Source organism: Gilliamella sp. Pra-s52, assembly GCF_009795805.1.
Lineage (GTDB): Bacteria > Pseudomonadota > Gammaproteobacteria > Enterobacterales > Orbaceae > Gilliamella.
In genome coordinates, this window is the sequence record NZ_WTEY01000005.1 from 37,546 (window position 1) to 63,196 (window position 25,651).

The 25,651-nt window shown below is 35.3% G+C and carries 17 protein-coding genes, 1 tRNA gene and 1 pseudogene; 8 read left to right on the plus strand and 11 right to left on the minus strand.

What is annotated here, in order from left to right:
* The first annotated feature begins 58 nt into the window (after window positions 1-58).
* Window positions 59-934, plus strand: a complete 876-nt coding sequence (gene metF / locus GQ594_RS05585) for a methylenetetrahydrofolate reductase [NAD(P)H] (RefSeq protein WP_160400652.1) — start codon at window positions 59-61, stop codon at window positions 932-934.
* Between the two features lie 40 nt (window positions 935-974).
* Here the strand turns inward: metF and GQ594_RS05590 are convergent.
* From GQ594_RS05590 to GQ594_RS05605, 4 genes are all read right to left on the minus strand, one after another.
* Window positions 975-1,051 (minus strand) — tRNA-Met (locus GQ594_RS05590).
* Window positions 1,052-1,512: 461 nt separating this feature from the next.
* Complete coding sequence (locus tag GQ594_RS05595; RefSeq protein ID WP_160411785.1) at window positions 1,513-4,593, minus strand: type I restriction endonuclease subunit R, EcoR124 family; 3,081 nt, start codon at window positions 4,591-4,593, stop codon at window positions 1,513-1,515.
* Window positions 4,594-4,607: 14 nt separating this feature from the next.
* Window positions 4,608-5,834, minus strand: a complete 1,227-nt coding sequence (locus GQ594_RS05600) for a restriction endonuclease subunit S (protein ID WP_160411784.1) — start codon at window positions 5,832-5,834, stop codon at window positions 4,608-4,610.
* Window positions 5,831-8,416: a type I restriction-modification system subunit M gene (locus tag GQ594_RS05605; RefSeq protein ID WP_160411783.1), complete on the minus strand. Its 2,586-nt coding sequence runs from the start codon at window positions 8,414-8,416 to the stop codon at window positions 5,831-5,833. The genes GQ594_RS05600 and GQ594_RS05605 overlap by 4 nt, the downstream gene beginning before the upstream one ends.
* Window positions 8,417-8,866: 450 nt before the next feature.
* Between GQ594_RS05605 and GQ594_RS05610 the strand changes: the two genes are divergently transcribed.
* Complete coding sequence (locus GQ594_RS05610; protein ID WP_160411782.1) at window positions 8,867-9,601, plus strand: enhanced serine sensitivity protein SseB; 735 nt, start codon at window positions 8,867-8,869, stop codon at window positions 9,599-9,601.
* 142 nt (window positions 9,602-9,743) lie between these two features.
* Here the strand turns inward: GQ594_RS05610 and GQ594_RS05615 are convergent, their stop codons facing one another.
* On the minus strand, window positions 9,744-10,379 hold the full coding sequence (locus tag GQ594_RS05615) for an NAD(P)-dependent oxidoreductase (RefSeq protein ID WP_160411781.1): 636 nt from the start codon (window positions 10,377-10,379) through the stop codon (window positions 9,744-9,746).
* 373 nt (window positions 10,380-10,752) lie between these two features.
* On the opposite strand from GQ594_RS05615, the gene treB reads away from it, so the two are divergent.
* Window positions 10,753-12,180: a PTS trehalose transporter subunit IIBC gene (treB, locus tag GQ594_RS05620; RefSeq protein ID WP_160411780.1), complete on the plus strand. Its 1,428-nt coding sequence runs from the start codon at window positions 10,753-10,755 to the stop codon at window positions 12,178-12,180.
* A gap of 79 nt (window positions 12,181-12,259) precedes the next feature.
* Window positions 12,260-13,933, plus strand: a complete 1,674-nt coding sequence (gene treC, locus GQ594_RS05625) for an alpha,alpha-phosphotrehalase (RefSeq protein ID WP_160411779.1) — start codon at window positions 12,260-12,262, stop codon at window positions 13,931-13,933.
* Window positions 13,934-14,022: 89 nt separating this feature from the next.
* On the opposite strand, the pseudogene GQ594_RS12450 reads toward treC, so the two are convergent.
* Window positions 14,023-14,270: pseudogene (locus tag GQ594_RS12450) on the minus strand (nucleotidyltransferase domain-containing protein).
* A 375-nt stretch (window positions 14,271-14,645) separates the two neighbouring features.
* Between GQ594_RS12450 and GQ594_RS05635 the strand changes: the two are divergent.
* Both GQ594_RS05635 and GQ594_RS05640 read left to right on the plus strand, forming a co-directional pair.
* A complete protein-coding gene (locus GQ594_RS05635; RefSeq protein WP_160411778.1) occupies window positions 14,646-15,371 on the plus strand; it encodes a PAAR domain-containing protein in 726 nt (241 codons plus the stop codon).
* Window positions 15,372-15,543: 172 nt separating this feature from the next.
* Complete coding sequence (locus GQ594_RS05640) at window positions 15,544-15,903, plus strand: hypothetical protein (RefSeq protein ID WP_160416513.1); 360 nt, start codon at window positions 15,544-15,546, stop codon at window positions 15,901-15,903.
* 251 nt (window positions 15,904-16,154) lie between these two features.
* Here GQ594_RS05640 and GQ594_RS05645 read toward each other — a convergent pair whose 3' ends face one another.
* Both GQ594_RS05645 and GQ594_RS05650 read right to left on the minus strand, forming a co-directional pair.
* Window positions 16,155-17,762 (minus strand): hypothetical protein, encoded by a 1,608-nt coding sequence (locus tag GQ594_RS05645; protein WP_160411776.1) that lies wholly within the window; start codon window positions 17,760-17,762, stop codon window positions 16,155-16,157.
* Between the two features lie 159 nt (window positions 17,763-17,921).
* On the minus strand, window positions 17,922-19,142 hold the full coding sequence (locus GQ594_RS05650; protein ID WP_202112488.1) for an RtcB family protein: 1,221 nt from the start codon (window positions 19,140-19,142) through the stop codon (window positions 17,922-17,924).
* A 286-nt stretch (window positions 19,143-19,428) separates the two neighbouring features.
* On the opposite strand from GQ594_RS05650, the gene rtcR reads away from it, so the two are divergent.
* Window positions 19,429-21,042: an RNA repair transcriptional activator RtcR gene (gene rtcR, locus GQ594_RS05655; protein WP_160411774.1), complete on the plus strand. Its 1,614-nt coding sequence runs from the start codon at window positions 19,429-19,431 to the stop codon at window positions 21,040-21,042.
* A gap of 56 nt (window positions 21,043-21,098) precedes the next feature.
* On the opposite strand, the gene GQ594_RS05660 is transcribed toward rtcR, so the two are convergent.
* On the minus strand, window positions 21,099-21,887 hold the full coding sequence (locus tag GQ594_RS05660; protein ID WP_160411773.1) for a DUF6882 domain-containing protein: 789 nt from the start codon (window positions 21,885-21,887) through the stop codon (window positions 21,099-21,101).
* 219 nt (window positions 21,888-22,106) lie between these two features.
* On the opposite strand from GQ594_RS05660, the gene GQ594_RS05665 reads away from it, so the two are divergent.
* Entirely contained in the window at window positions 22,107-23,504 is a 1,398-nt protein-coding gene (locus GQ594_RS05665) for an RtcB family protein (RefSeq protein WP_160411772.1), read from the plus strand.
* A gap of 162 nt (window positions 23,505-23,666) precedes the next feature.
* Here the strand turns inward: GQ594_RS05665 and GQ594_RS05670 are convergent, their stop codons facing one another.
* Both GQ594_RS05670 and dppD read right to left on the minus strand, forming a co-directional pair.
* The gene (locus tag GQ594_RS05670; protein ID WP_160411771.1) at window positions 23,667-24,677 is read right to left on the minus strand and encodes a peptide ABC transporter ATP-binding protein; all 1,011 of its coding nucleotides are present in this window, start codon (window positions 24,675-24,677) and stop codon (window positions 23,667-23,669) included.
* Entirely contained in the window at window positions 24,667-25,644 is a 978-nt protein-coding gene (gene dppD, locus GQ594_RS05675; protein WP_160411770.1) for a dipeptide ABC transporter ATP-binding protein, read from the minus strand. Before dppD ends, GQ594_RS05670 begins: the two co-directional genes overlap by 11 nt.
* Between the last annotated feature and the right edge of the window lie 7 nt (window positions 25,645-25,651).

Consider the following 25,651-nt stretch of genomic DNA (forward strand, 5'->3'; position numbering starts at 1 on the left):
TTTTGGCGGCGGAAACGTCAATAAGGGAAATAAGCGACCTAACGAATGGATAAGATAAATGAAAACAAATCTATTATTTAATAAAAAAACCGTGTTCTCTTTTGAAGTTTTTCCGCCTAAAAAAACCTCGCCGTTAGAGACAATTTATAGCACCTTACGGGAACTTGGCTACTTCAAACCCGACTTTATCAGTGTCACTTATGGTGCTGGTGGTAGCTTAAATGGACAAACCACCATTGATATTGCCCATTCGGTAAAACACACTTATGGCATTGAAAGCGTTGCTCATTTGCCGGGGATTAATTTTGATAAAGCCGAAATGCAAAAAATCCTACATGACCTTAAATGTGCAGGAATTGATAATGTGCTTGCGTTACGTGGTGATATCAGCCCTAACGTGCAACCTAAAGATGACTTTCGCTTTGCCAGCGAACTGGTAACATTTATTAAAGAAAACGGTGATTTTAACGTGATTGGCGCATGTTATCCTGAAGGACATCTTGAAGCCTCAACCCTAAAACAAGATCTGATCCACTTAAAAGAAAAGGTCAATGCAGGTACTGATCAACTTATTTCACAGCTATTTTTTGATAATGACTATTTTTATTCTTTTTTAGATAAAGCTTACGATATGGGCATTAAGATACCTATTGAAGCAGGCATTATGCCAGTAACCAATAAAAATCAAATCGAGCGCATGGTATCGATGTGTGGGGTGAATTTACCTAAAAAATTCAAACAAATGATGGCAAAATACGAACACCACCCAGAAGCATTTCGTGATGCTGGTATTGCTTATGCAATTGATCAGATTGTTGATTTAGTTTCACAAAATGTCGATGGCATTCATTTATACACTATGAACAATAGCTACATAGCAAGACGCATTAGCGAAGCAGTATCAACATTGCTGGCGGTGCCAAAATCGGAATAGTGAATATAAAAACAGGAAAATATAAAGAATGATTTAGAATTGGTTGCGGGGGCTGGATTTGAACCAACGACCTTCGGGTTATGAGCCCGACGAGCTACCAAGCTGCTCCACCCCGCGTCAAAGACGGTGACCATATTATAGTAATTAAATAATAAAGCAATACCTATTTAATTTAAACGCCATATTTTTAAACATTATTGATTGAATATAGATTGTTTTATTACATAAGCACAAAGTCACATAAAATTTTTTAACACTAACTTTAGTTTTTTACTTACGCCAAAGATAGCTCAAATCTAACTACACTAAAAATAGAAATAATCGTATAACCATATGATTTTAAATAAAAAATCCAAAATAAAAACTTCAATAAAATCAATACCCTACTTGAACGATTTTTATAGTAAATACGCTAACCTTTTTACAAAAGAGTAAGATTATTATTGTGGCTCTATTTATCTTGATGGATAAGAGCTTGGTATGTTTCAGGTGAAAATATATTGGTATAGTAAGCCATAAATAATCATCCAATTGTAATTAACATAATTTTTTAATTGTTTAGTTTTATCTTAAAGTAATCAGTTAAATTGTTGTTTAATCTCGGTCATCCAACGTGGAAGTTCGTCATGTAAGGCGAGATTGAGCATAAATAAATTATCAATATCTTTATTTGCTTTGTTTAAGTCAATCGTTTGAATAATTTCAGCAAAATAAGGCACAATGTCCGATTTTGATAGTTCAAACTCAGTTATTGCTTGTAATAATAGCTTGCTATCAATGCCCCATTCGTTGGCAAACTGGTTAACGGCATGTTTGATTTTGTCGTTTTTCCAATTGGTAAATGCTTGATCAAAATGGATTTGACTTGATAGGCGACCAGTTAATAATTCGGTATCGACAAATTCCTTTAATATTTTTGCTTGTTGATCTTCGCCCATTTGGCTTAATTCTTGGATTTGTTCGTAGATTATGCGCTTAGTTTCGTCGTTAACGGTTTGCACACCATCAACATGCTTCACTTTAGATCCAATTAAGCTAAGAATATGCGCAGCATCAATCACCTGTGTGCCTGCTAATTTGGTTTTGCCAATTAAAGTGGGCACAATGGTTGGCGTTTTAGTGGTACTTTCTTTAGCGGTTAAGTTTTTAAATGCGCCAACATATTGCAACCAACGGTGCTCGGTCATGCCAAAAGTGGTATTATCCCATTGATACTCATAATATTGTTGGACAATATTAAGCTGATCAGCCGCTATTTTAAATGCTTTGCTAAATTCAGTTAGTTTTTTATCATCATGTTGAATTAATTGCCATTGGGTTGGATCGGCTAAGGTTAAAACTAATTGCTCCAAATCGTTAGCTAAAATTCGCACAGCAGTGGCATAGGTTTCAACAATCGCTTTGCTACTACCACCACCACTACCATATAGCTCAAGGGCTTGGTTAACCATTTGTTCGGTTAGGCGAGGGGTTTGGAAATTTACAATTGTGCCAAACTCTTTGCTAGAGCCAAACACGCGATTGGTGCGTGAATACGCCTGAATTAAGTTTTGTAATTTTAAAGTACGGTCAACATAAAGGGTATTGAGTCGTTTAGAATCATAGCCGGTTAATAGCTGATCAGCGACAATCACTAAATCAATATTTTTACCATTACGACCACTACCGCCACGGGTAGCACGTTCAACCACATCCTCAAAATAGGCTTGTTCGCCATGTTTTTTATCACCTGCGATAAACTTGATGCCAGTAAACTCAGCATAATCATTAAACATCGTGTTGATAATTTCAGGATCAACATTATCTGGATCATTTTCGTTACCAAAGCTAAAGGTCATGGCGATATTGATTTTTTGCGCTTGGTTTGCCAGTTGTTTTTTAAATTCATGATAATAGGCAATGACCCGCTCTTTATAAGCGACGGTTAAAATGGCATTAAATTGTTGCTGTTGCGATTGTGCTTGCCAGTTACTTAAAATTTCTTCAACCACTTGCGGGATATGGGTTTGATCATGATAAACTAATAGTGCTTTATCTATCGCTTGCTTTTCAACTTCGGTTTCGCTCCAGCTATGTACTAATCGGGCGATTTCGCGATCGGATTGTTCTGGTTTTTCGATTTTAATACGCTCAATAAGCTTATCGCGTAAATCATCATAACTGCTAAATTCGCCCGTATTGATGTAATCGACATGAAATCCAAGCACGTTACCATCAGCAATGGCTTCGTCAATGGTATATTGATGTAATTTAGGGCCAAATAGCTTTTCGGTAGTATTAATCACTTCGCTGTTTTCGTTTATTTTGCCTTTAATTTTGTTTTCGTCAAACAGTGGCGTACCAGTAAACCCAAAAAATAACCCATTTATTTTAAAATGGTTTTTTATATCGCCCATCATATTTTTCATGGTGGAACGGTGTGCTTCGTCAACAATAAAGACAATTTTTTTATTGGCTAAGTGATTATCTTTACCCTCTTCAAGAGCTTTAACCAAATTATGCAGTTTAAAAATAGTGGTTACCACAATACCATTTTGGCGCGTGCTAAGGTGTTTTCTAAGCTGCGCGGTGCTGTGCGTATCATCAACGGTGACTGGTTCAAAAGCAGCATAAGCTTTAAAGTTATCACTGGTACGGCTATCAAGTTCACGCCGATCGACCAAAAAGACCACTTTATGAAAACCTGCACGGGTCGATAAAAATAGAGCTGTTTTAAAGCTGGTAATGGTTTTACCTGAACCCGTCGTATGCCAAACAAAGCCGCCATGTGGTTTTTTATCAGGATTATCCCAACCAAATGCCGCCCCTTCTACTGCTTGCAAAGCAAAGACCTGATAAGGACGCATTAGCATATGTCGGCGGTTTTCTTCTTCTTTGGCTTCATCAATGACTAAGTAGTCGCCCACCATTTGATGTGCCATTGGGATCATTAAAAATTGTTCTATTACTTGCTGCCAATGATTGATCGGTTGATTTGATTTATTCGCCCAATGAAACACAAAGCTAGGATTAAAGTCATTAATTGTTTTGGGCGTGGCAAAGTAACGGGTTTCGATTTCGCTACTTATTACCATCATTTGCGAAAAAGCCATAAAATTGTTGCTATATTCGCCATCTCGATAGTAACGCTTAAACTGTTCGAATGCTTCGTCAAGGTTTTTATCGGTACGTTTTTGTTCGATATTAATTAACGGTAAACCATTAATTAACAGCACCAAATCAAAACGGTTACCGTTAGGTGTTTGCACTTCGCGGGCAATGCGATAACTGGAATCACCGCCACGCACCTCGGGTTTTTTAAAGATAGTTAAGGTAATTTGTTTACGGGTGATAAGCGGGTTATCATCGCGATAGATACCATCGATTTTGCCTTTTGACTCTTCCATGGCGAGCAGTTTTGCCGCTTGGTAGCTGTTTTGTAGTTGGTTAACTTTTGCCATTACTTGGCTAAATTCGTTATCGGTTAACTCAACGCCCTCAAGCTGATCAGCATTAAGCCGATTAAGTTCACTCCGCCAGTGGGTGACTAAATCATTAACCGTTACTTTACGTCGATTACCATCTAAAAAGTCAGGTGCCCGCCATTTATATATTTCTAATTCTTTAACAAAGTTTTCTTGAAAGGTTTTTTCTGCGGCATCTTTTACAACCTGACTCATTCCTTAACTCCTTTTTATACAAACATTTCGTTTAAATAAGCTTGTTTGATGTTTTTTAATTTATCTAATTTTTTTTGTTCTAAATTTATGTGCTTTTCTAATAAATTAAAAAATGTTGATATTTTATCTTGTTCAATTATATCCGTTAGTGTAATAAATAATGTTGACAAAGAGTTGGCACTAATATGTTTGACTGTAGTTCCTGTCACTAAAGGAAAAATTTTCTTATGATTAGCATTTATTTGATAAGATAAATATTCTGCATTAATTTCATCTGAAATTGTTGCAATTAAAGTATCGCTACCAGCTTTTACATTTTTTTTAGTGATAGTAGTGGTTCGAGCCAGACCTCTAGGAGTAACATCTGACATAGGGAAAAGTAAAGAATTTGTTGGTATAATATTACCTTCGTTACTTTCAGACCAATGAATTACATTATCAATTACGGGAGAAAATTTATATAAGTCAGCATAGTGTATTACTGGATGTCCGTTATCTTCACTATTTAATACATCTTTTGCTAAATTAGCTCCCTTGCTCCATATTGTAACATTCCCTAATTTATTAGATGTCCAATCTTCACAAAAACCACTAAACCGCAATCTAGGCTTTAATTCTCCCTCATTTGGAAACATTTCCGTCAGATAGGCAGATTTTAAGGTTTTGGCTTTTTCTAATTTTTTTTGTTGAGTGTTAATTAGGTTATCAAGTTTCTTAAAGAATCCGCCTATTTGGGTTTGTTCATCACTATTGGGTAACTCAATATTATGGTTTTTAACGATATCCGAGTTTAAATTAACCTGGCTGCCTGGTTGTCCATATTTTTGCCATTGTAATTTAAACATATCTAAATATTGAAATAGAAATTCTCGATGAAATTTAGGATTCAGAAAAATCAAAAAACCATCGTGGACACCTGTTTTAATATAATTTATAACGGGCTTACCAACGGTAGCCGCTATACTTAATAGTAAATGAGGTTCGTATAATACTCGTGTTTTTTCTTGACCAGCTACAGATAAGCGTTGTTCTAAATAATAAATACGTCCTTCCTGCTCGGTAACATCGGAAATACGCAACCAACCAATGTCTGATTTTTTATCAAACCATTTTTGATCTTGGATGGGGCGGGGGCTTGCCCCTCTAACTATTTCCGCTATTTTTCCTAAAGTAGTTATATTCCAATTACCACTAAATTGTTTAAACCGCCGCTTAGGGATTAATTTTTTACTTGCACTCATTGCGTTACCACCAGATCTTGCATCATCGCTTGTAACTCGGCTTCGAGTTGTTCGATTTCTTTATCGATAGAAGTTAAGGTATCTTGATAACGTTCGTTTAACATTTGCAGGGTTTTTAATTCGGCTTTAATCGGTTTTTCGATTAATTCTCCCAGTAACGCAATGGTATTACCAAACCATTTTTTGTACATTAGTCTGTCAATTTCTTCATTAGTTAAGCTTAAAATCCGTTCTTGTACCGCTTCTTTTAATGCCAATTCTTCCATTTTGATTTGTTTACTTAATGTGGATTTTTGGCTGATTAATTTATCGACTTTTTTAAGTATTAAATAGGTTTCAGCATCTTTGGGTGTATCTTTTAACTCTTGTTTAAGTTTTTTGTTATCCAATGAGTCTAACGGTTCGTCATCATCGTTCTTTTTCAACGATTCATACAGCGCATCGTACTCAGGGTTGTCTTCGACTTTGGCCGCTTCAATAAGATCCGTAAGTTCGCTTTCTAGCGTTTGGATTTGCTGTTTATTGTTGTCGATATTGGTTAGCTTATCGGCATATAATTCACGGGCAATTAATTCGCTTGGAATTAGGCTGCTAATAAAGCCGTCTTGCTCAGACCGTTTTTTAGCACCACTACCTTTGTTGACCATATTGGGTACTCGGTTACGTGCTGCGGTATAAAAATTAGTTTTAGGTGCTGAAATAATTTCACTATCATGCAGTAATGAATTTTGCCAAATTTCGGCAATAATCTGATAGCCGTCATAGATATCAAGGTGATTAAAGCTAGCTAGCAGGCTTTTTATGTCGTTTAACATGGCTTCCATTAGTGGGTGAATTTGCTCAGCATCATTAATTGCAATGATTTGTGACCAATATCGCTCTATATAAGCTTGCGTTTGTTTTGCTAATTGCGCCGATTGCTGTTGTACCCGTTCATCATTTAAGATTTTAGCGCTTAATTCGCTAATTTCTTCTTTTAAGGTGAAATAGTGCGGACGCACAGGTGCTAATGCCGCCTGCAATACGTCAGGCGTGGTGGCACGAATAACAGTAAGTTGCTCAATATTGTGCTGTGGTATGCCACCTAATAAATGACCTTCAACGTCGTGAGCAATATCATCATCAATGGTATCAATATAACGAGGGATATTGAGGTTGTATTCATTGGCGATAATTTCTTGGCGAGTGGCTAAATGACTATAACCCGCTTGTTCTTGACGTGATACATAAGTATCAACAATTTTGGCGATGTCTTTTTCTTGCAAGACATTTTGCTTACCCACTTTTATAAAAGTATTTGATGCATCAATGATTAATACCGGATCGGTCAGTTGACGATTCTTTTTTAACACTAAAATAACAACGGGAATGCCAGTGTTGGTAAAAAGATTACTAGGCAAGCCAATTACGGTATCAATATAGTTTTTTTCTAATAATCGTTTACGGATTTCGCCCTCAGCAGCGCCACGGAATAGGATCCCATGCGGCAATACGATCGTCATAGTACCACTTTGCCCTAAATGGAATAGCCCATGTAATAAAAAGGCAAAGTCACCTTTTGAATCGGGCGGTAATACGCCTGCTATTTCAAAACGGGGATCGCTCACTTTTAGCCCAGCACGATTCCAGTTTTTTACAGAATACGGGGGGTTCATCACCACTGCATCAAACTGCACCCCTTCGCTAGGGCGCTCTGGGTCTTCTGGCCAATCCTGCGCTAAGGTATCACCATTTTTAATGGTCATTTTATTTGGTTTGACTTCATGCAGTAATAAATTCATACGCACCAAATTATAGGTTGCGGTATTTTTTTCTTGGCCGTAATAGGTTAAGCTTTGTTGTGCTTGTTTTGTTAAATGTTTTTTAACGGTTAGTAACAATGAGCCAGACCCCACCGTTGGGTCATAAATTGAACGAATATTTGGCGTTTTGGCGGCGATTTGCGCCATTACTTCACTTACTTGACGGGGAGTATAGAATTCCCCCGCTTTTTTACCCGATTCCATGGCAAATTGTCCAATCAGGTATTCATAAGCATCGCCTAATACATCGCCTTTTTGTAAAGCAACCATGTCAAGATCGGCAAATAATAAGATTAAGGCTTTAATATTTTTACTGCGTTCGTGTAAATTACTACCAAGTGCGGTATCGGTTAAATCTAAGGTTGAATTAGAAAACAGATTCTTAAAGTCATCGGCATCTTTGCTATTGGCAATTGAACGCTCAAAGTGATTTAAGCTGTCGATCACTTTTTGCACTTCAAAATTACCTTTATTTATATCTTCAATCCAAGTTTGATAAAGGTGTTCGGGTAAAACATAATAACCTAGCGTATTTTGCAGTATGCTTTCTAATTGAGGGCCACGTTCAGCCATGCTTTTATGATAATTAGCGATAAGCTCGGACTGCGTGATCTCATCTCTGGTTATCATCATTTTAAATGATGATAATGTTTTATCGCTTAAAAATTTATAAAACATTAAACCTAACATATAGTCTTTATAACGACTGGCATCCATCGAACCACGCAGCTCATTGGCGCCATCCCATAACCGACTTTTAATCTCTTCAGATGTAATCACAACGTATCAACCTCATTAACTAATTTATTTTGGCATGAAAGTATCATCGGTTTATTTTTGATTTATTCCATAACCAACACAATTGCGTCGTATTTTAGCGGTAATTAGTTTCAAATCCTAGCTAAATAAGTAAAAATCCTATTCCTATAAAACAGAATAGAGCTAGACATTATAAGGAAAAGTGGCAAATTTTATTAGGTGCTTGAATTGTTGTATTTTTTGAAAATTTGTATAGTTTGAAAAACTGAAAATTAACAATTTAAAAGAAAATAAAATTTGTTGGTATTTTTCTATTATACTAAATAAATTCTGTCATGAGCAGTTAATAAATAATAAGGAATAAGGAAATTAAGTCATGAGTTTTAATATTAACCAACCGGTAACCAATCCCAAATTAATCGAAGCATTACAGGCATTTAATCAAATACCATCGTTAGAAACACAAAAAATTTGTTTGATAATTTAAAATCAGCAAAGTTATTAGCCCCCATTACAATGGATTTACCAAATGATATTGAAAGCAATGACGATAACACTATTACCTTGCAACAAGACACCGTACTTTCTTTTGTTGCAATCAGTAATGTTGAGAATGAGAATTTCTTTCCTGTATTTACTGATTGGGATGAATTAAGGAAATGGCAAAATATTGAAGATCAACAAACGTTAGTTGTAGATTTATCCTATTATCAAACATTACTTAATGATTCAGATGGATGTAAAGGTGTCGTTATTAATCCATTTGGTCATAGTATTCAATTAGATCGTTCCATGTTGTCAGAAGTATTTACTGATAACTCGCCTTCAACAGAAAACAGAAAAGAAATTTATATTCCTAAAGAGACTAAAGTTGTTATTGGTACTCCTGAACAATACCCTCATTTGTTGGTTGATATGCTCAAGGATTATTTACAAAATAAATTGGAAGTTAACTCAGCCTATTTAAGATTAATGCTGCAAAATCAGCAACAGCGTTATTTAGTTGTTCTTGATATCCCAAAAGGTGTGGATGAAAAAGCAATATTTAATGATTTAGGTCAAGCAGCGCAATCTTTCCTTGCTAAAGATATGTTTATTGATTTTATTGTCGCTGATACTGAATTTGGTCAACAAGCAATCAAGGATGAAAAGCCATTTTATCAAAAGAAAAGGAAGGGGTTTTTTAATCGTTTATTTGGCAGATAATTTGTTAGATAAATCGATAAATATATTTTTTTCATATACTTGCATTAGGAAAAATTTAAAACAAACTTGTATTAGATATAGGATTTATTCACATTGTTTACCTGCTATAAACAATGTGGTGTTTTTCTATATTTTAGTAATATCACTCACTAGCCACAGTAAAGCGTTGCTTAATATATTTAGCTGTTTCTGCTTCGTCAATCATGGCAATGGCATAATCGGCATAACTAATTTGGCTTTTTCCTTTGTTGTTAAATAACACTTCTTCGCCTCCTATAATATAATGCCCTGTCCTTTCGCCATCAGCGTTAAACTCAATTGCTGGGCTTAAATAAGTCCATTGCACATCATTGCATTGTCTAAGTTCATCAAGTGCTTTTGCCATATTGGTTGCTAATGGTTTAAATTCATCAGGAAAATCAGGTGTATCAACCAAACGGATTGAATGTTGTGGATTAACGTATAAACTTCCTGCACCGCCAACTATTAATAGGCGATTAGCTTTACCGCTCAAGATATCGGTTAAATGTTTTAAACTGGTTTGATGCAATGGCAGTGATTCAAGTGCCCATGTGCCAAATGCATCAATAATCACATCATAGGGTTTTAAATCACCATAGGTTAATTCAAATAGATCTTTAATTAGCACAGTTGCTTTGGGATCGAGATGTTGATTTGGTTTACGCACAATCGCAGTAACGTGATGACCTCGTGAAATAGCTTCTTTTACCAAAAGTTGCCCTACTTTACCGCTTGCACCAATGACTGCAATTTTCATATTTTGCTCCTTTTAAGCGTCTAAGCATTAACTGATATAAGAATGGTTTTAGATTAGTCTTTAATTTTTTACCGTAAAGATGGCAATAAATATAAGGTTATAAAGGCTTTTTAATACTCTATATTACATCTTATTTTTGTTTTAGCTGTTAGTTAACAGTGCTTATTTATTAAATAAAGCCAGTAATCATGTTTATTTAATTTGTGCTTATTTGACTGCAATATGTGACATTAGTCACAAACAAGAGTATGTTTCCATTTATTAATAAATGGATCCAATCTATAGTGAATTGCAACCCCAAAATAGTTAGTCTATTGATAAAGTTAAAATAGTGTAAGCTTCAATTTGGCTTAACTAAGGAGAGAATAAGATTATGGCTAAAAGTACAACAATAGCAATAGAATCAATCAAGCAATTAATTGAGTTGGTTGGTGGAAGTAAAAATATTGCCAGTGTTACTCACTGTTTAACAAGATTAAGGTTTGCCTTAGTTGATCCTAAGATAGCCGATGTTCAAGCCATAGAAGAACTGCCTTTTGTAAAAGGTTGTTTTAATAATGCTGGTCAATTTCAGGTAATTATTGGTACTGATGTTGATAGTTATTATCAATCACTTATCCAGCAATTAAATTTAAACGAGGCAAGCAAAGAACAAACTAAAGTAGCAGCAAAACAAAATATGTCTTTTTTTGAAAGACTGATTTCCAATTTAGCCGAAATTTTTGTGCCATTGTTACCAGCATTAATTGCAGGTGGTTTGTTATTAGGTGTGCGTAATATTATTGGCGAAATGCCAACGATTGATGATAAACCACTTATACAAACCTATCATTGGTTGACACCAATTTACAGTATACTTTGGCTACCTTGCGAGGCGATTTTCCACTTTTTACCCGTTGCCATTTGCTGGTCTACGGTGAAAAAAATGGGAGGGTCGCCAGTTTTAGGTATTGTTTTAGGCATCACTTTGGTTTCACCACAATTGATGAACGCTTATGACCTTGGTAGTAAAATACCTGATGTTTGGGATTTTGGTTGGTTTAGTATCGAAAAAGTCGGCTATCAAGCGCAGGTCATTCCGTCTATTTTTGCAGGTTTAGCGTTGGGTTGGATCGAAACACGATTACGCAAAATTGTGCCAGACTATCTAAATTTGGTGATAGTGCCGATTGTAGCCTTGTTACTATCCGTCTTTTTAGCACATTTTTTATTGGGACCTTTTGGGCGAATGCTAGGTAATGGTATTGCTTTTATTGTGAAATATTTAATGACGGGTGATTATGCCTTTATTGGTGCTGCTATTTTCGGTTTCTTTTATTCACCATTGGTTATTACCGGTATTCACCATACAACCCTTGCGATTGACTTACAAATGACAGAAAGTATGGGGGGCACGCCAATTTGGCCAATTATTGCTTTATCAAATATTGCTCAGGCTTCGGCTGTTGTGGGTATTATTTTAGTTAGTAAAAAACATAATGAGCGTGAAGTGTCAGTTCCTGCTGCTATATCGGCTTATTTAGGTGTCACCGAGCCAGCCATGTATGGCATCAATCTACGTTATAAATTCCCAATGCTATGCGCCATGATTGGCTCAGCATTAGCAGGATTAATTTGTGGTTTGTTTGGTGTGTTATCTAATGGTATTGGGGTTGGTGGTTTGCCGGGTATTTTATCAATTAAACCTATTTATTGGTCGATTTATGCTTTGGCGATGATTGTGGCAATTGTGGTTCCGATTGCTTTAACTTCGATCGTTTATAAAATAAAACTTAAAAAAGGTACGTTAGATATTCGCTAAACCCTAGTTATAACCATTAACCGTTCTTATCATCGAGCGGTTAATTTATGAAAAAAAGATGAATAATAAAGAGCAAACAATGAATAAAATTGATATCCCTTGGTGGCAAAATGGTACTATTTACCAGATCTATCCCAAAAGTTTCCAAGCCAGTGGTTGTGGTTCAACGGGTGATTTATTAGGCATTATTAGCCGATTAGATTATCTTAAAAATTTGGGGATTTGTGCCATTTGGTTAACGCCGATTTATCCATCCCCACAAATTGATAACGGTTATGATGTGTCGGATTATTATGATATAGATCCGAGCTATGGTTCAATGGCTGATTTTGAGCGATTGGTTAAACAAGCGCATGAGCGTGGTATTCGCATTATGATGGATATGGTATTTAATCACACATCAACCGAACACCCATGGTTTAAATCAGCTTTAGATAAGTCAAGCCCTTATCGTTCATTTTATATTTGGAAAGATGCCAAAGCTGATGGCGTTGAGCCTAACAATTGGCGGTCAAAATTTGGCGGTAAAGCATGGCAATGGCATGAACAATCAAAACAGTACTATTTACACTTATTTGCTAAACAGCAAGCTGATCTTAATTGGGAAAACCCAACTGTTCGTCAAGAAATCAAAAAAGTATGTCAATTTTGGGCAGATAAAGGCGTTGATGCATTAAGGCTTGATGTGATTAATTTAGTTTCAAAACAGCAAGATTTTCCTGATGATGAAAATGGCGATGGTCGTCGATTTTATACCGATGGCCCAAAAATTCATGAATTTTTACAAGAAATCAGTCAAGATGTGTTTCAACCCAATGACCTTAAAACAGTTGGCGAAATGTCATCCACCACATTAGAAAGCTGCCAAAAATATGCTAGCTTAGATGGTAAAGAATTGACCATGACGTTTAACTTTCATCATCTAAAAATCGATTATCCAAACGGTGATAAATGGACGCTGGCTAAGCCCGATTTACTTGAACTCAAAAAAATCCTTGGTTATTGGCAAACAGGCATGCACGGTAAGGCTTGGAATGCAATTTTTTGGTGTAATCATGATCAACCTCGTATCGTCTCACGCCTTGGTAATGAAAGCCAATATCACAAACAATCTGCCAAAATGTTAGCCATGCTGCTGTATGGTCTACAAGGCACTCCTTATCTTTATCAAGGTGAGGAAATCGGTATGACCAATCCTCATTTTACTGATATTTCACAATATAAAGATGTGGAAAGCCTTAACATCTATCAAGAAAAACTAGCAGAAGGAATGCCTAAAGCCAAAATTTTAGCAATCCTTGCTAGCAAATCCAGAGACAATAGCCGAACGCCAATGCAATGGGATAATTCAGCCAATGCAGGCTTTACTCAAGGTAGGTCTTGGATTGAGATTGCTAATAATTATCCTCAAATTAATGTCAAAGCGGCACTCGATGATCCTGATTCGATATTTTATTGCTATCAAACCTTAATTAAATTACGCAAAACGTACCCGATTTTTATTTTTGGTGATTATCAAGATTTAACGCCAGATATTGCCGATTATTGGTGCTATGTCAGACGTTGGAATAATCAAACGTTACTCGTGATAGCCAATCTGACCGATAAATCCGTTAAATGGCAATTACCAAAAGAGTTGCAAACTATTGGCTGGCAAAGATTGTTGAGTAATTACTCCAATACCTCACCACTAAACACTGAAATAAGCTTAAAACCTTATGAGGCTATATATTGGTTGCAACAGCCGGATTAAGCAAGCGATATGGGCAATCTATAAAAAGGTTGTCCATTTTTATGTACGATAATTGTTCCATTTTAAAGCCAACCAGTTGATCGATTTAATTAAAAAGTCTTTTTTAAATTCCAACCATGCAAATCCAGTTCATCATCAATAGTAAAAGTTAAATGTGAGGTAGGATTATCAATAGCCAAATACTTATCCAACGGATGAACATAAATAAAACGTACATCATAATCGCTATTTGGCGAAGGGAACCCCATGCCCGACAGCCCGATTCACAGGCGTAAAGTATATGGATATTATGTTGTTGTGCTAATTCTTCTAATTTTGGTTTTATGCTGTTTTGCATTGCAACTATTCCTTTAGGTTATTTATTTTATATCTGAATTTTTAACGCATTTAAAGCCTTTTGCCTATTACCAGAAATCATTGAGCATAATGATTTATGATTGAAACGGTATAGAATCCTGAATATTTTTTACAAATACATAAAATATTACGATGATTTAGATCTAAAATGAGATTTGCCAGCGGGTAAAAACGTGTCACCAGTGTGAATGTCTAACCATGTTTGACGGTAACGTTGATATCGCTTTATTTGACAATAGTTAGCTAATGTGGCATATCTTTTATCCTCCATCAACCCAATAAAATAGAGTTACCATTTGGTTAATTAATGCAATATAATCAAGGTTATGTTTAAATAAGCAACAGGGAAATCACTATGAGTAAGCGGATAGCCGTTCTAGGCGATAACACCACTACCGGTGGCAAAATCATTTCAGCATCGGATCAAAGTTTTTGCCAATTGAAGGGGGTCGCTTGTATTGGGGATTATGCCTACTGCCCTAAATGTGAAAATACTGGAAAAATTATAGAGGGTACCGATAATTTTATCATTGCGGGTAAACCCGCTGCTTACGATGGTTGTATCATTGCATGTAAATGTTCGCCAGTTGGTTATAATAAAATTATAGCAACAAAAAGTACCATTTTTGTTGGTGCAAAAAATCAAAATAGCCATTTTGTCAGAATGACAAATACCTCTGTAAAAAGTGACATATATAACAATTTAACCAATAAAGTAGAAAAAAATAGTCAGCAAGATGTCGAAGCTTATTTATTTACTACAAGGATGAACAATTTCACACAACTAGGTACACATTCTGCTCTTTATATTCATATCAAAGGTAAAACTCCTTTAATTTTTGATCCTAATGGGGATTATATGCGGCAATATCGAGGACAAGCAGATGCTTTTTATGATGATGGAGACATCCCTTTTTCAATAGAGCAATTTGTAAAATACCATGCACAAGATGGAGATTATGTTTCTCAACGCGAAATCACTTTAACACGAGATCAAGCTCTCAATATTGAAAAAAGAATTATTAATGGTAATTATGAAATTCCTCCTTATTTCCCATATTGTGCATATGCCATTTCATGAGTTTTAGATGAATATGGTCTACAAGAACTTTATCGGTTACCAGGCTCTTTGGAAGAAGCGGTAAAAGAGATTGAAGACAAAAAAGGGCAATCTAATGAAAATAATTAATTTATTAATTATCGTATTGTTTAACTTTATAGGTGCCTATCTAAGTTACCAATGGTGTTATCGAATGATTATCGCAAAACATCGCACACCAGAATTATATTATTTGATATGTTATGGTTTGTGTTATTTCTGTTTTATTCTAATTTCAATCTTTCTTTTAAATAAAATAAAACAACCGATAGGTTTAGTGATTTGCGCAGTGCCAATTGGTTTTATCATTACCTTAATGTCTCCAATTTTATTCATGTTAATTGTTGAAGATAATAATAAATTGATTTTTAATCTAAATTTTATTATGGGGATGTTAGGTATCACATCAATGATAACCCTTAATTTTATAATATATCCGGCAATTTTATTATGCTGTCATTATTCTATTGGTGGGATACAAAAAATATCAAATAAGCTTACTTTGAAGCAATAATTAATAGCTCTAATCAGCCAGAAAATTGCCCAACAATTTTATACTGTGGAACTCGTAAATACCCCATAGTTAGTACACAATTCAAGTAGAAAATTATGCTATCTGTTTTAGTGTTTTAAATTTAATGGTGATATCATGTGATTTTCCCTGTTGGTAAACGCTTTTCTAATTTTCAGATTCAAATCCTCTTTTAGTTTTATCATAGAAAATTTTCTACTTTTGGGTTGTACTATTTTAAGGAGTAGTTACATTTAACTATTGTGCGAAGCAAGTAGCGTTGCCAACCTTTTTTTAATTTCATCATCAGGTTCGTTTGTAATAAGCCCTTGCAAGGCAAGCATTAGTTTATTTGTCCAACATTGTCTATCCCAAGCTTCAATCGCATTTAATGCCATGTTTCGGTTGCGTATTACTGGGCTGTTTAGACCAATTAATATAAGATCTTCGCCAACACATGGAAACCGGTTGAGCTCTTGTAAAATAGCATCCAATGCACGGTGTGCTTTATATTTGATGCCAAATGCAGATTCTAGCGCTGGCCCAGTTGCGATTTTTGTAAAGTCATATTGTTGGCCAGCTAACTGCATAACTTGTTGTACTCTTTGTATATCATCGGTTTGCATTAAATAATACCACTGTTCATCCTGATGATTTTTTTGATATGCAAAACGCGCATCCCATGCATCAAATCCAAATTGTGTGTAAAGATCAGCCGCTAACCAAAATTTACTGCTATTATCAGTTATTAAATCGTGTTCAATCAATGCTAACCATTTATCTTGATGGATAAACTCATTTGCTTTTTCAATAATTGCATTTTTTATTTTTTCATCCCAACTAGGATAACTTTCATCAAGCTGGTTGATAATAAAATCACGTATAGTCAATACTGTCCGTAAAGGGGGGAGTTCAGCTAATGAGGGTAGTTTTAGTAAATGTTTTAAATAATTTAAACAAACAACAGCACCTTCCTCATAACAGTGCATATCTTCGGCTGGTCCGCCCATGATGAGTGCTTCTAAAATTTCACCCGCAGATTCTAATAAAGCTAAATCAACACAATCTTGTTCTAAAACTTGATTTAATTCACCTGCTGTTGCGCAAGTATAAGCAAGATATTCGTTCATAACGCTATTTTGATAACCCGCTCTTAATAACCAATCTTTAGTTGTTGATGATAATTGATATCCGGCTAATCGTTCAACGATATGGATCCTACCCCAACCATCCACTTTTTTAGCTAAAGTAACTAAGGCATTTTCGACTTGTTCTGGTGATGATAAGGTGTTTTGTAATGCAACGGCTGAATATAAGGTAAACTCTTCATGCATGCCTAATAATAAAAATAAGTCTGTTTGTTCGGTAGTAAAACATCCTAATACAGCAATACTAAACTTAATGATTTCACGATCAGGGCTATTTGTTGCTAACCAATAGGTAAATTCATATAACTTATCAAAATCAATGTCAACTTTTGGTATTGCATCACTTAAATCATCAATAAAACTTAAAGTACCTTCCGTATTTATTAAGGTGTAAAGTTTTTCGATATCGTGTTTATTGGGTTGTGTTGATATTGTGATTAGTAACGTTAAAATTTCTTCAACACATGTTTGTTCAGATGATGCGCCATGATGATTGCTAACCCCATCCATGGCCCCTGCCGCCCATTTTAATTTTGTATCATCAGATGATTCATCAGGAAGTGTTTGGGCTATTTCAGGCAGTTTTTCAGCATTTTGATAAGGCAGTAAAAATTGATAAATACTGATTTTATTGTTATCCCATACCATTGGAAATGGTTGAGTAGTAGCCATATCTGATCGTTCTGTCGTTGAATTTTGAGTATTTTCTTTCATTGTTAATCCTTTAAATATTTTATTGTTAGAATGATTAGTTATTTAAATCAAATTGAATAATCACGATAGTAATGCATTATTTTAGATGCATCATTGATATAATTAGGGTTTTTAATATTTTTATTTCCACCAATATCGAGGATTGCTCCTCAATATTTTTTACCCTTTCACACATACGACTTGCCGTAATTGATGGACAATTTCGACCAGTTCATTTTGGGCTGTCATTACTGCATCGATATCTTTGTATGCCATTGGGATTTCATCAATCACGTTGGCATCTTTACGGCATTCAACATGCGCTGTTGCTTTAATTTGGTCTTCAATGGTAAATTTCTTTTTGGCTTCAGTTCGGCTCATAACTCGCCCTGCACCATGCGAGCATGAACAGAAACTTTCTTCATTACCAAGTCCTCGCACAATATAGCTTTTTGCGCCCATTGAGCCTGGAATAATCCCTAGCTCACCTTTTCGAGCAGACACCGCACCTTTACGCGTAATGAAAATTTCTTCACCAAAATGTTGCTCTTTTTGTACATAGTTATGGTGACAATTTACCGCCGACATGTGGGTGGTAAATGGTTTAGTAATGACTTTACGCATTGCTAAAATAACATTATTCATCATGGCTTCACGGTTGAGTCTTGCAAATTCTTGCGCCCAATGTACGGCATCAATATAATCATGAAAATGTTCAGTGCCTTCTTGTAAATAAGCCAAATCTTTATCGGGTAGATTTTTGATATGGTTCTCCATATCTTTTTTAGCCATTTCTATAAAAAAGCTACCAATAGCATTACCTACACCACGTGATCCACTATGCAACATAATCCAAACTCGATCGGCTTCGTCCAAACAAATTTCGATAAAATGGTTGCCAGTGCCGAGTGTTCCTAAATGTCGGTAGTTATTAGTATTTAAAAAACGTGGGTATTTTTCAGTTAATTTTTCAAAACCGGGTAATAGCTGTTGCCAATAACTATCGATTAGTGATGGTGGATTTTGCCAGCTACCATTATCTCGACCTTTATGTTTTGGTGTTATACCATGAGGTACTGCTTTTTCAATTTCATGCCGTAATGGTAATAAATTGTCAGGTAAATCATGTGCTAATAAGGATGTTTGCACGGCAATCATTCCACAGCCAATATCAACGCCTACTGTTGCTGGTATAATTGCCCCGATGGTTGGGATCACACTACCGATAGTCGATCCTTTTCCTACATGTACATCGGGCATGACGGCGATATGTTTAAAAATAAACGGTAATTGTGCCGTTTTGGTTAATTGGGTTTTGGCTTCTTCTTCAACAGGCACGCCTTTTGTCCACATTTTTATTGGTTTTGCGTTATCTGTTTGTAATAAGTTATATTGACTCATTTTTAATTCCATCTAAATTTCATGCAACGTTAAGTTACTAAGTTTACAAGTTCAGTTTTATTTTGAGATGTTATCCCCTTTTTCTTGGGCGATAAAACCTTTTTTGTGATTCATTATTATAATTTGCTAAAAGTGTGCCAAAAATTAAAGAAAGATAAAAATAATTAATATCAATTTGATTTAAAACAAAAAAATAAATTTAAAACAGAACAATCTAAAAATTAGATAGATTTAAATAAGTTTGTTTTTTATAATTTTATCTATTAATTTATAAATTTTTATAAAAATGAAAAAGAATGTCGTGTTTGGTTTTTTAGGAAATGTACTGGATCAACGTGGTAAAGGTAAACGACGATGGTTGCAATGGCGACCGACTATCGATTTATGTCATCAATCTGATCTGCCATTAACTCGATTTGAATTGCTCTATTATCAAAACGATTATCATCTCCTTTGCGAAGTTGTTAAAGATATTAAAATTTTATCACCACAAACCGAAGTAAGGCCAATCGCAGTAAATATAGATGATCCATGGGATTTTGAACAAGTTTATACCTGCCTTTTTGATATTTCGAAACACTACTCATTTAATTCAGAACAAGAAGAGTATTATTTGCATATCACAACGGGTACGCATGTCGCACAAATTTGTTGGTTTTTACTAGCAGAATCGCGCTATTATCCAGCTAAATTATTACAAATGTCTCCACCATCCAAAAAGGAGATAATGGAAAAAAAATATAGCTTAGAGGAAGCGGATCTCATTGCGCAAGTACCTTACGGTAATATGAATATCATCGATTTGAATTTGCATCGTTATGATAAAATCTTAACCCGTTTTCAACAATATGCCATTCAAGCAACCGATCTGTTAAAGTCAGGTATCGCTACTCGTAACCAAAAATTTAATCAATTAATTGCTGAAATAGAACAGGTTGCTAGTCGATCGCATGCCCCTATTTTATTGTGTGGGCCAACTGGTGCTGGTAAATCATTTTTAGCTAAACAAATTTATTTGCTAAAACACACTAATCATCAAATTAACGGTCAATTTGTCGAAATTAACTGCGCCACCTTACGAGGTGATAGTGCAATGTCAACCTTATTTGGCCATGTGAAAGGAGCATTTACGGGTGCAAATCTTGCTCGTACTGGATTACTTAAAAATGCTGACGGGGGATTATTATTTTTAGATGAAATTGGTGAACTTGGTCTTGATGAACAAGCAATGTTATTAAAAGCGATCGAAGAAAAACAATTTTATCCATTTGGTAGTGATAAACCGATTCAGAGTGATTTTCAATTAATTGCTGGGACTAATAAAGATCTTAAATTGGCGATTGAGAATGGTGAATTTCGTGAAGATCTGTTTGCCAGAATCAATTTGTGGAGTTATCAACTGCCGAGTTTAGCCGAACGAAAAGAAGATATCGAACCGAATATTGATTATGAATTGGCGCGTTATGCTAAAGAATACGGTATTATGCCACGTTTCAATCAACAATCAAGACGCGCTTATTTAGCTTTTGCTACCTCTCAGGAAGCCTTATGGCAGGGTAACTTTCGTGAATTGAATAGCTCGATTATTCGAATGGCAACGTTAGCACCACAAGCTAATATTACATTGGAACAAGTAGAAAAAGAGATTCTACGTTTAAAACAAAATTGGGGAAAACACAAATGTGATAATCCATTAATCCCTCAAGATATAGATGAATTTGATCGCTACCAATTAGAAAAAGTGATCGAAATCTGCCAAAAAAGTAGCTGCTTATCTGAAGCTGGCAGAAGGTTGTTTGCTGTGTCTCGTATAAAAAAACAACGTCGCAATGATGCAGATCGTTTAAAAAAATATTTGGCAAAGTTTGGTTTAAGTTGGGATATGGTTAATAAAGCTTAATCAATGTATTGGTAAAATCTATTGCATAAATGAAAAGATCTTACTAATCATTGTATTTATGCATTTAAACTAATTAAACGAGATTGTTTATCAAATTTAGCAACTATTTTTTGCTCATTTTTTATGGCAACAAGCTCTATTTGATCTGTTAAATTACTTTTTTCTATTTGATAATCTTTAGCAATTAGATAGTATTTAAGTGCCTGATAATGATCCACATCAAAGTTTGAAATGAATTGAGAAAAAGTTTCAAAAATTTGGGTTTGATTATTTTTATGCTCATCGTTATTGTTTTCAGATGAAGAACGCCCAAATAAATTTGTTATAAATTTTGGCAAAATTTTAGAGATTTTATTCTGGTTATTATTTTTTGAGTTAATATGATCTTTTTTAATGGTTACCAATGCTATTCCTTCGCCAAAATTAGCGAGATAGTATCCATTTGTATCAAACATCCCTGTAGCAATTACCCCTATTTTGTATAAATCTTCTTGTGTAGTGTCAAATTGAGCAGAAGTGAATAAATTAATATCATTTTCTTCACCATAGCTTTTTAAACTCAACGCTTGTTCAATAACCGATGTGGGCAGTTGCGATGCTTCATTATTCCAAGACCAAAGCCATGTTTCAGAAGATAAAGAAAAAGTACCTAATAATTGAATAGAAAAGGTTATATTATCACCAAAATAAATAACCCCTTGATTGATATCTATTTGCCAATCACTATCACCAATTATTTCATAAAAATTGAGTTGTTTTTCAAATCCATAACAACCAAAATGCTGTAACAATTCTTTTTCAGATTTGCATGGTGTTACCATACCTTTTTGTATTTCCATATCCATAATAATTCTTTATTTTTTCTTTTAAATTTTATGTTTTGATTTAATACTGATATGTAATCCATGATATTAATATATGGTTTATCAAATCTCAATATCTTTACAGATAAAGATTTTTTGTATAAAATGTGCCCGCTTTCCTGAATAGTGCTGCTGCAGGAAAACAGTAATTATCTTCTCAATATGAGGAGACGCTATTTTATTGTTTTCTAGGTGGCTATTATGTCTACATTTACCCGTTTACAAAAACGTTTGTCCCGCCTTGGGATTGAAAGTCATTTTAATAATGATATTTATACTTTTAATAAAGAAAATACTACTGCTCAGGTATTATTGCCTAATCCTTTACCATTAGAGGAAAAAGCCGTAGAACAACTATTAAATTTTGCTTCAGTTAAAATACCTAATAGTTTAGGTAAAGTTTGTACTGCGCGTGCAACACCCGATTTTCATCCGGGTACTATTGCACCAGTAGGTAGTATTGTCGCTACCACGCAGAATTTTATTATTCCAGCTGCAATTGGCACTGATATTAATTGTGGTATGCGGCTCTTTACAACAGGCTTAAGTTATGAGCAAGTGTGTAAACAAAAGTCTTCAATTATTGAGCAATTAAAACGCGTATTGTTGCAAGATGAACGTGATGTTCCTGTTACGCCGCGATCTTTTCAGGCATTATTTGATCAAGATATTTCGGCATGGTTATCTGAATTACCTCAGCAGGGGCTATGGAATTCGGTTAATTATGAACGGTTATGGGAAGAGCTTGATAAAATATCTGGTAATCATTTAATTGTGGCAGATAGTAAATATGCGCCTGAAGCCTTTTTTGAAAAGCGAGATATTATTCGACCGGCAAGTTTAGGTACTGTAGGATCTGGAAATCATTTTGTTGAGTTACAAATTGTTGATGAGATTTTTGATCGACATTTAGCTTATCAAATGGGGCTAAAAAAAGATGCTATCGTGATAATGATTCATACAGGTTCACGTGATGTGGGATTTTATATTGGCAAGCGTTGGCAAGATAAAGCCAAAGAATTATGGCCAGTAAATGAAAAATATCCTACATCAGGATTGTTTGGTTTATCCGATGATAATGCACAAAATTATTTGCAAGCTATGGGAGTTGCTGCTCGTTATGCATGGATAAACCGAATTGTCATAACTGAATTGATACGTAAAGAATTAATAGCGATTTTTAGACATGATAACAGTCAGTTAATTGTGGATATTTCGCATAATATTATTTTATCTGAGCATGGCATGAATATTCACCGCAAAGGGGCAACACCAGCTAATCAGGATGAAGTCGTATTAATTCCAGGATCGATGGGGGACTACTCTTATGTTGCCGTTGGCAAAGGAAATCCAGATTGGTTATGGTCTTGCTCACACGGTGCAGGTAGAGCTGAAAGACGGCAGTCAATGCGTAGCAAAAAAGTGGTATCTGATAAGGTTGATTTACCATGGCAATGTATTAGCTTAAAAGAGGAACGTCTACGTGAAGAAGCGCCTGCCGCTTATAAGCCAATTACACCAGTGATTAATTCCCAACAAAATGCAGGTTTGATTCAAACCGTCGCCAAACTAAAACCTTGGATTACGTTTAAAGCATAATTAGAAAAATGTTTTATTAAGGAGGAGCATATAGAAATATCTTATTTTATAATAAAAAGTTATATTATTTGATGTCGTATTGAATGTGTAATCGTCTTTATTCTGTGCATCGGCCTCCCCTCATTTTGTTAATGATGGAGGTCGATGAGTAATAAGTGTCTGTCAGATTAAGTTTGAGCTACTACAATTTTTTTCCTCTATACAAAAACACGCAATTTTATGCTCGTTATAATCAATCAGCTTCGGTTGTTCAATTGTACAACGTGGAAACGCTAAACGGCATCGAGCATTAAACGCACAACCTAAAGGAGGGTTTAGCGGACTTGGTAATTCGCCTTCTAATTTTATTCTATCTCGTCTAAGATCGGGGTTTAATCTTGGCGTTGCTGATAATAGTGCTTGAGTGTATGGATGTTTTGGATTGCGATAGATGTCATCTTTTCGTCCTTGTTCAACGCAACGACCTAAATACATCACCATGACGTCATCAGCAATGTGTTTAACAACAGAAAGGTCATGAGAAATAAAAACATAAGATAAACCTAGATCTTGTTGTAGATCCATCATTAAATTGAGTACTTGTGCACGCACAGATACATCTAATGCTGAAACGGGTTCATCAGCAACTACTATTTCGGGATCAAGCATTAAACCTCTGGCTATGGCTATTCGTTGTCGTTGCCCTCCTGAAAACATGTGGGGATAACGATTGTAGAATTCTTCTTTTAATCCAACTTTTTTCATCATTGATAGCACTTTTGCTTTGCGATCATTGGCGGTTAGATCGGTATTGATGATTAGTGGTTCTTCTAATATGGCACCAATTTTTTTGCGTGGGTTTAATGATGAGTATGGATTTTGGAAAACAATTTGGATCTTTTGGCGTCGCAATTTTTGCGCTTGTTGATCATCATCTAATAGGTTCTGGTTTTTGAAATAGAGTTCGCCTGATGTGGGTTTTTCAATCATTGTTAATAATCTTGCTAATGATGATTTTCCACAGCCTGATTCTCCAACAATTGCAAGTGTTTTGGCTTTTTCTAATGTGAAAGATACACCGTCAACAGCTTTAACTTGTTTAGCTTCAGAAAAAAAACCACTTTTTACATGATAATATTTTGTCAGGTTTCGGGCATCAAGCAGTAATTCGTTATTTTCCATATTATTGTTCATATTGTGGTATCCCTTCGCTCGATAGTGGATAATGACATTTTACTTTTCTAGTTTCACTATAGCTAACTAGCGTTGGTTCTTGGGTATGACAACGTTCAGTAGCATAAGGACAACGAGGGTTGAGTAAACAGCCCGTTGGTCGGTCATATTTTCCTGGTACTACACCTGATAACGATGCTAATCGCTCTTTGTCTTGAGTAAACTCAGGCAGTGATCGTAATAGCGCTTGTGTGTAAGGGTGTAGTGGTTTTTTAAAGATAATTTCAGCATCACCTATTTCAACAACTTGTCCTGCATACATTACAATAATTTTTTGTGCGGCCTCTGAAACTAGCGCTAAGTCGTGCGTAATAAGAACTAATGCCATGTTATTTTTACGTTGTAATTCAAGCAGTAATTCGATAATTTGCCCTTGGATTGTGACATCAAGCGCAGTTGTTGGTTCATCAGCAATTAATAGTTTTGGATTGCATGCGATTGCTATTGCAATCATTACTCGTTGGCTCATTCCGCCAGATAATTGGTGTGGATAAACCTTTAATCGATTTTCAGCATCAGGAATTCCTACCAATTTAAGTAATTCAATTGCTCTTGCTTTGAGCGCTTTTTTACTACCGCCTTGGTGAATTTTTAATGTTTCAATGATTTGGTAACCGATGGTAAAACACGGGTTTAAGCTAGTCATCGGATCTTGAAAGATCATTGCCACATCTGCACCCACAATTTTACGGCGCATTTTGGTTGAGAGCTGTTGAAGGTCTTTGCCATCAAAGTGTAATGCATTGGCATTGACTTTTCCGGGAAAATCAATCAGTCCCATTATGGCAAGTGAGCTTACTGATTTTCCTGAACCTGATTCGCCAACAATGCCAACAACTTGTCCTTGTTCAACGTCATAACTAATGTGATCTACCGCTTTAAATCCACCGAATTGAACAGATAATTCTTTTACTTCTAATAGTGCCATGACTGTA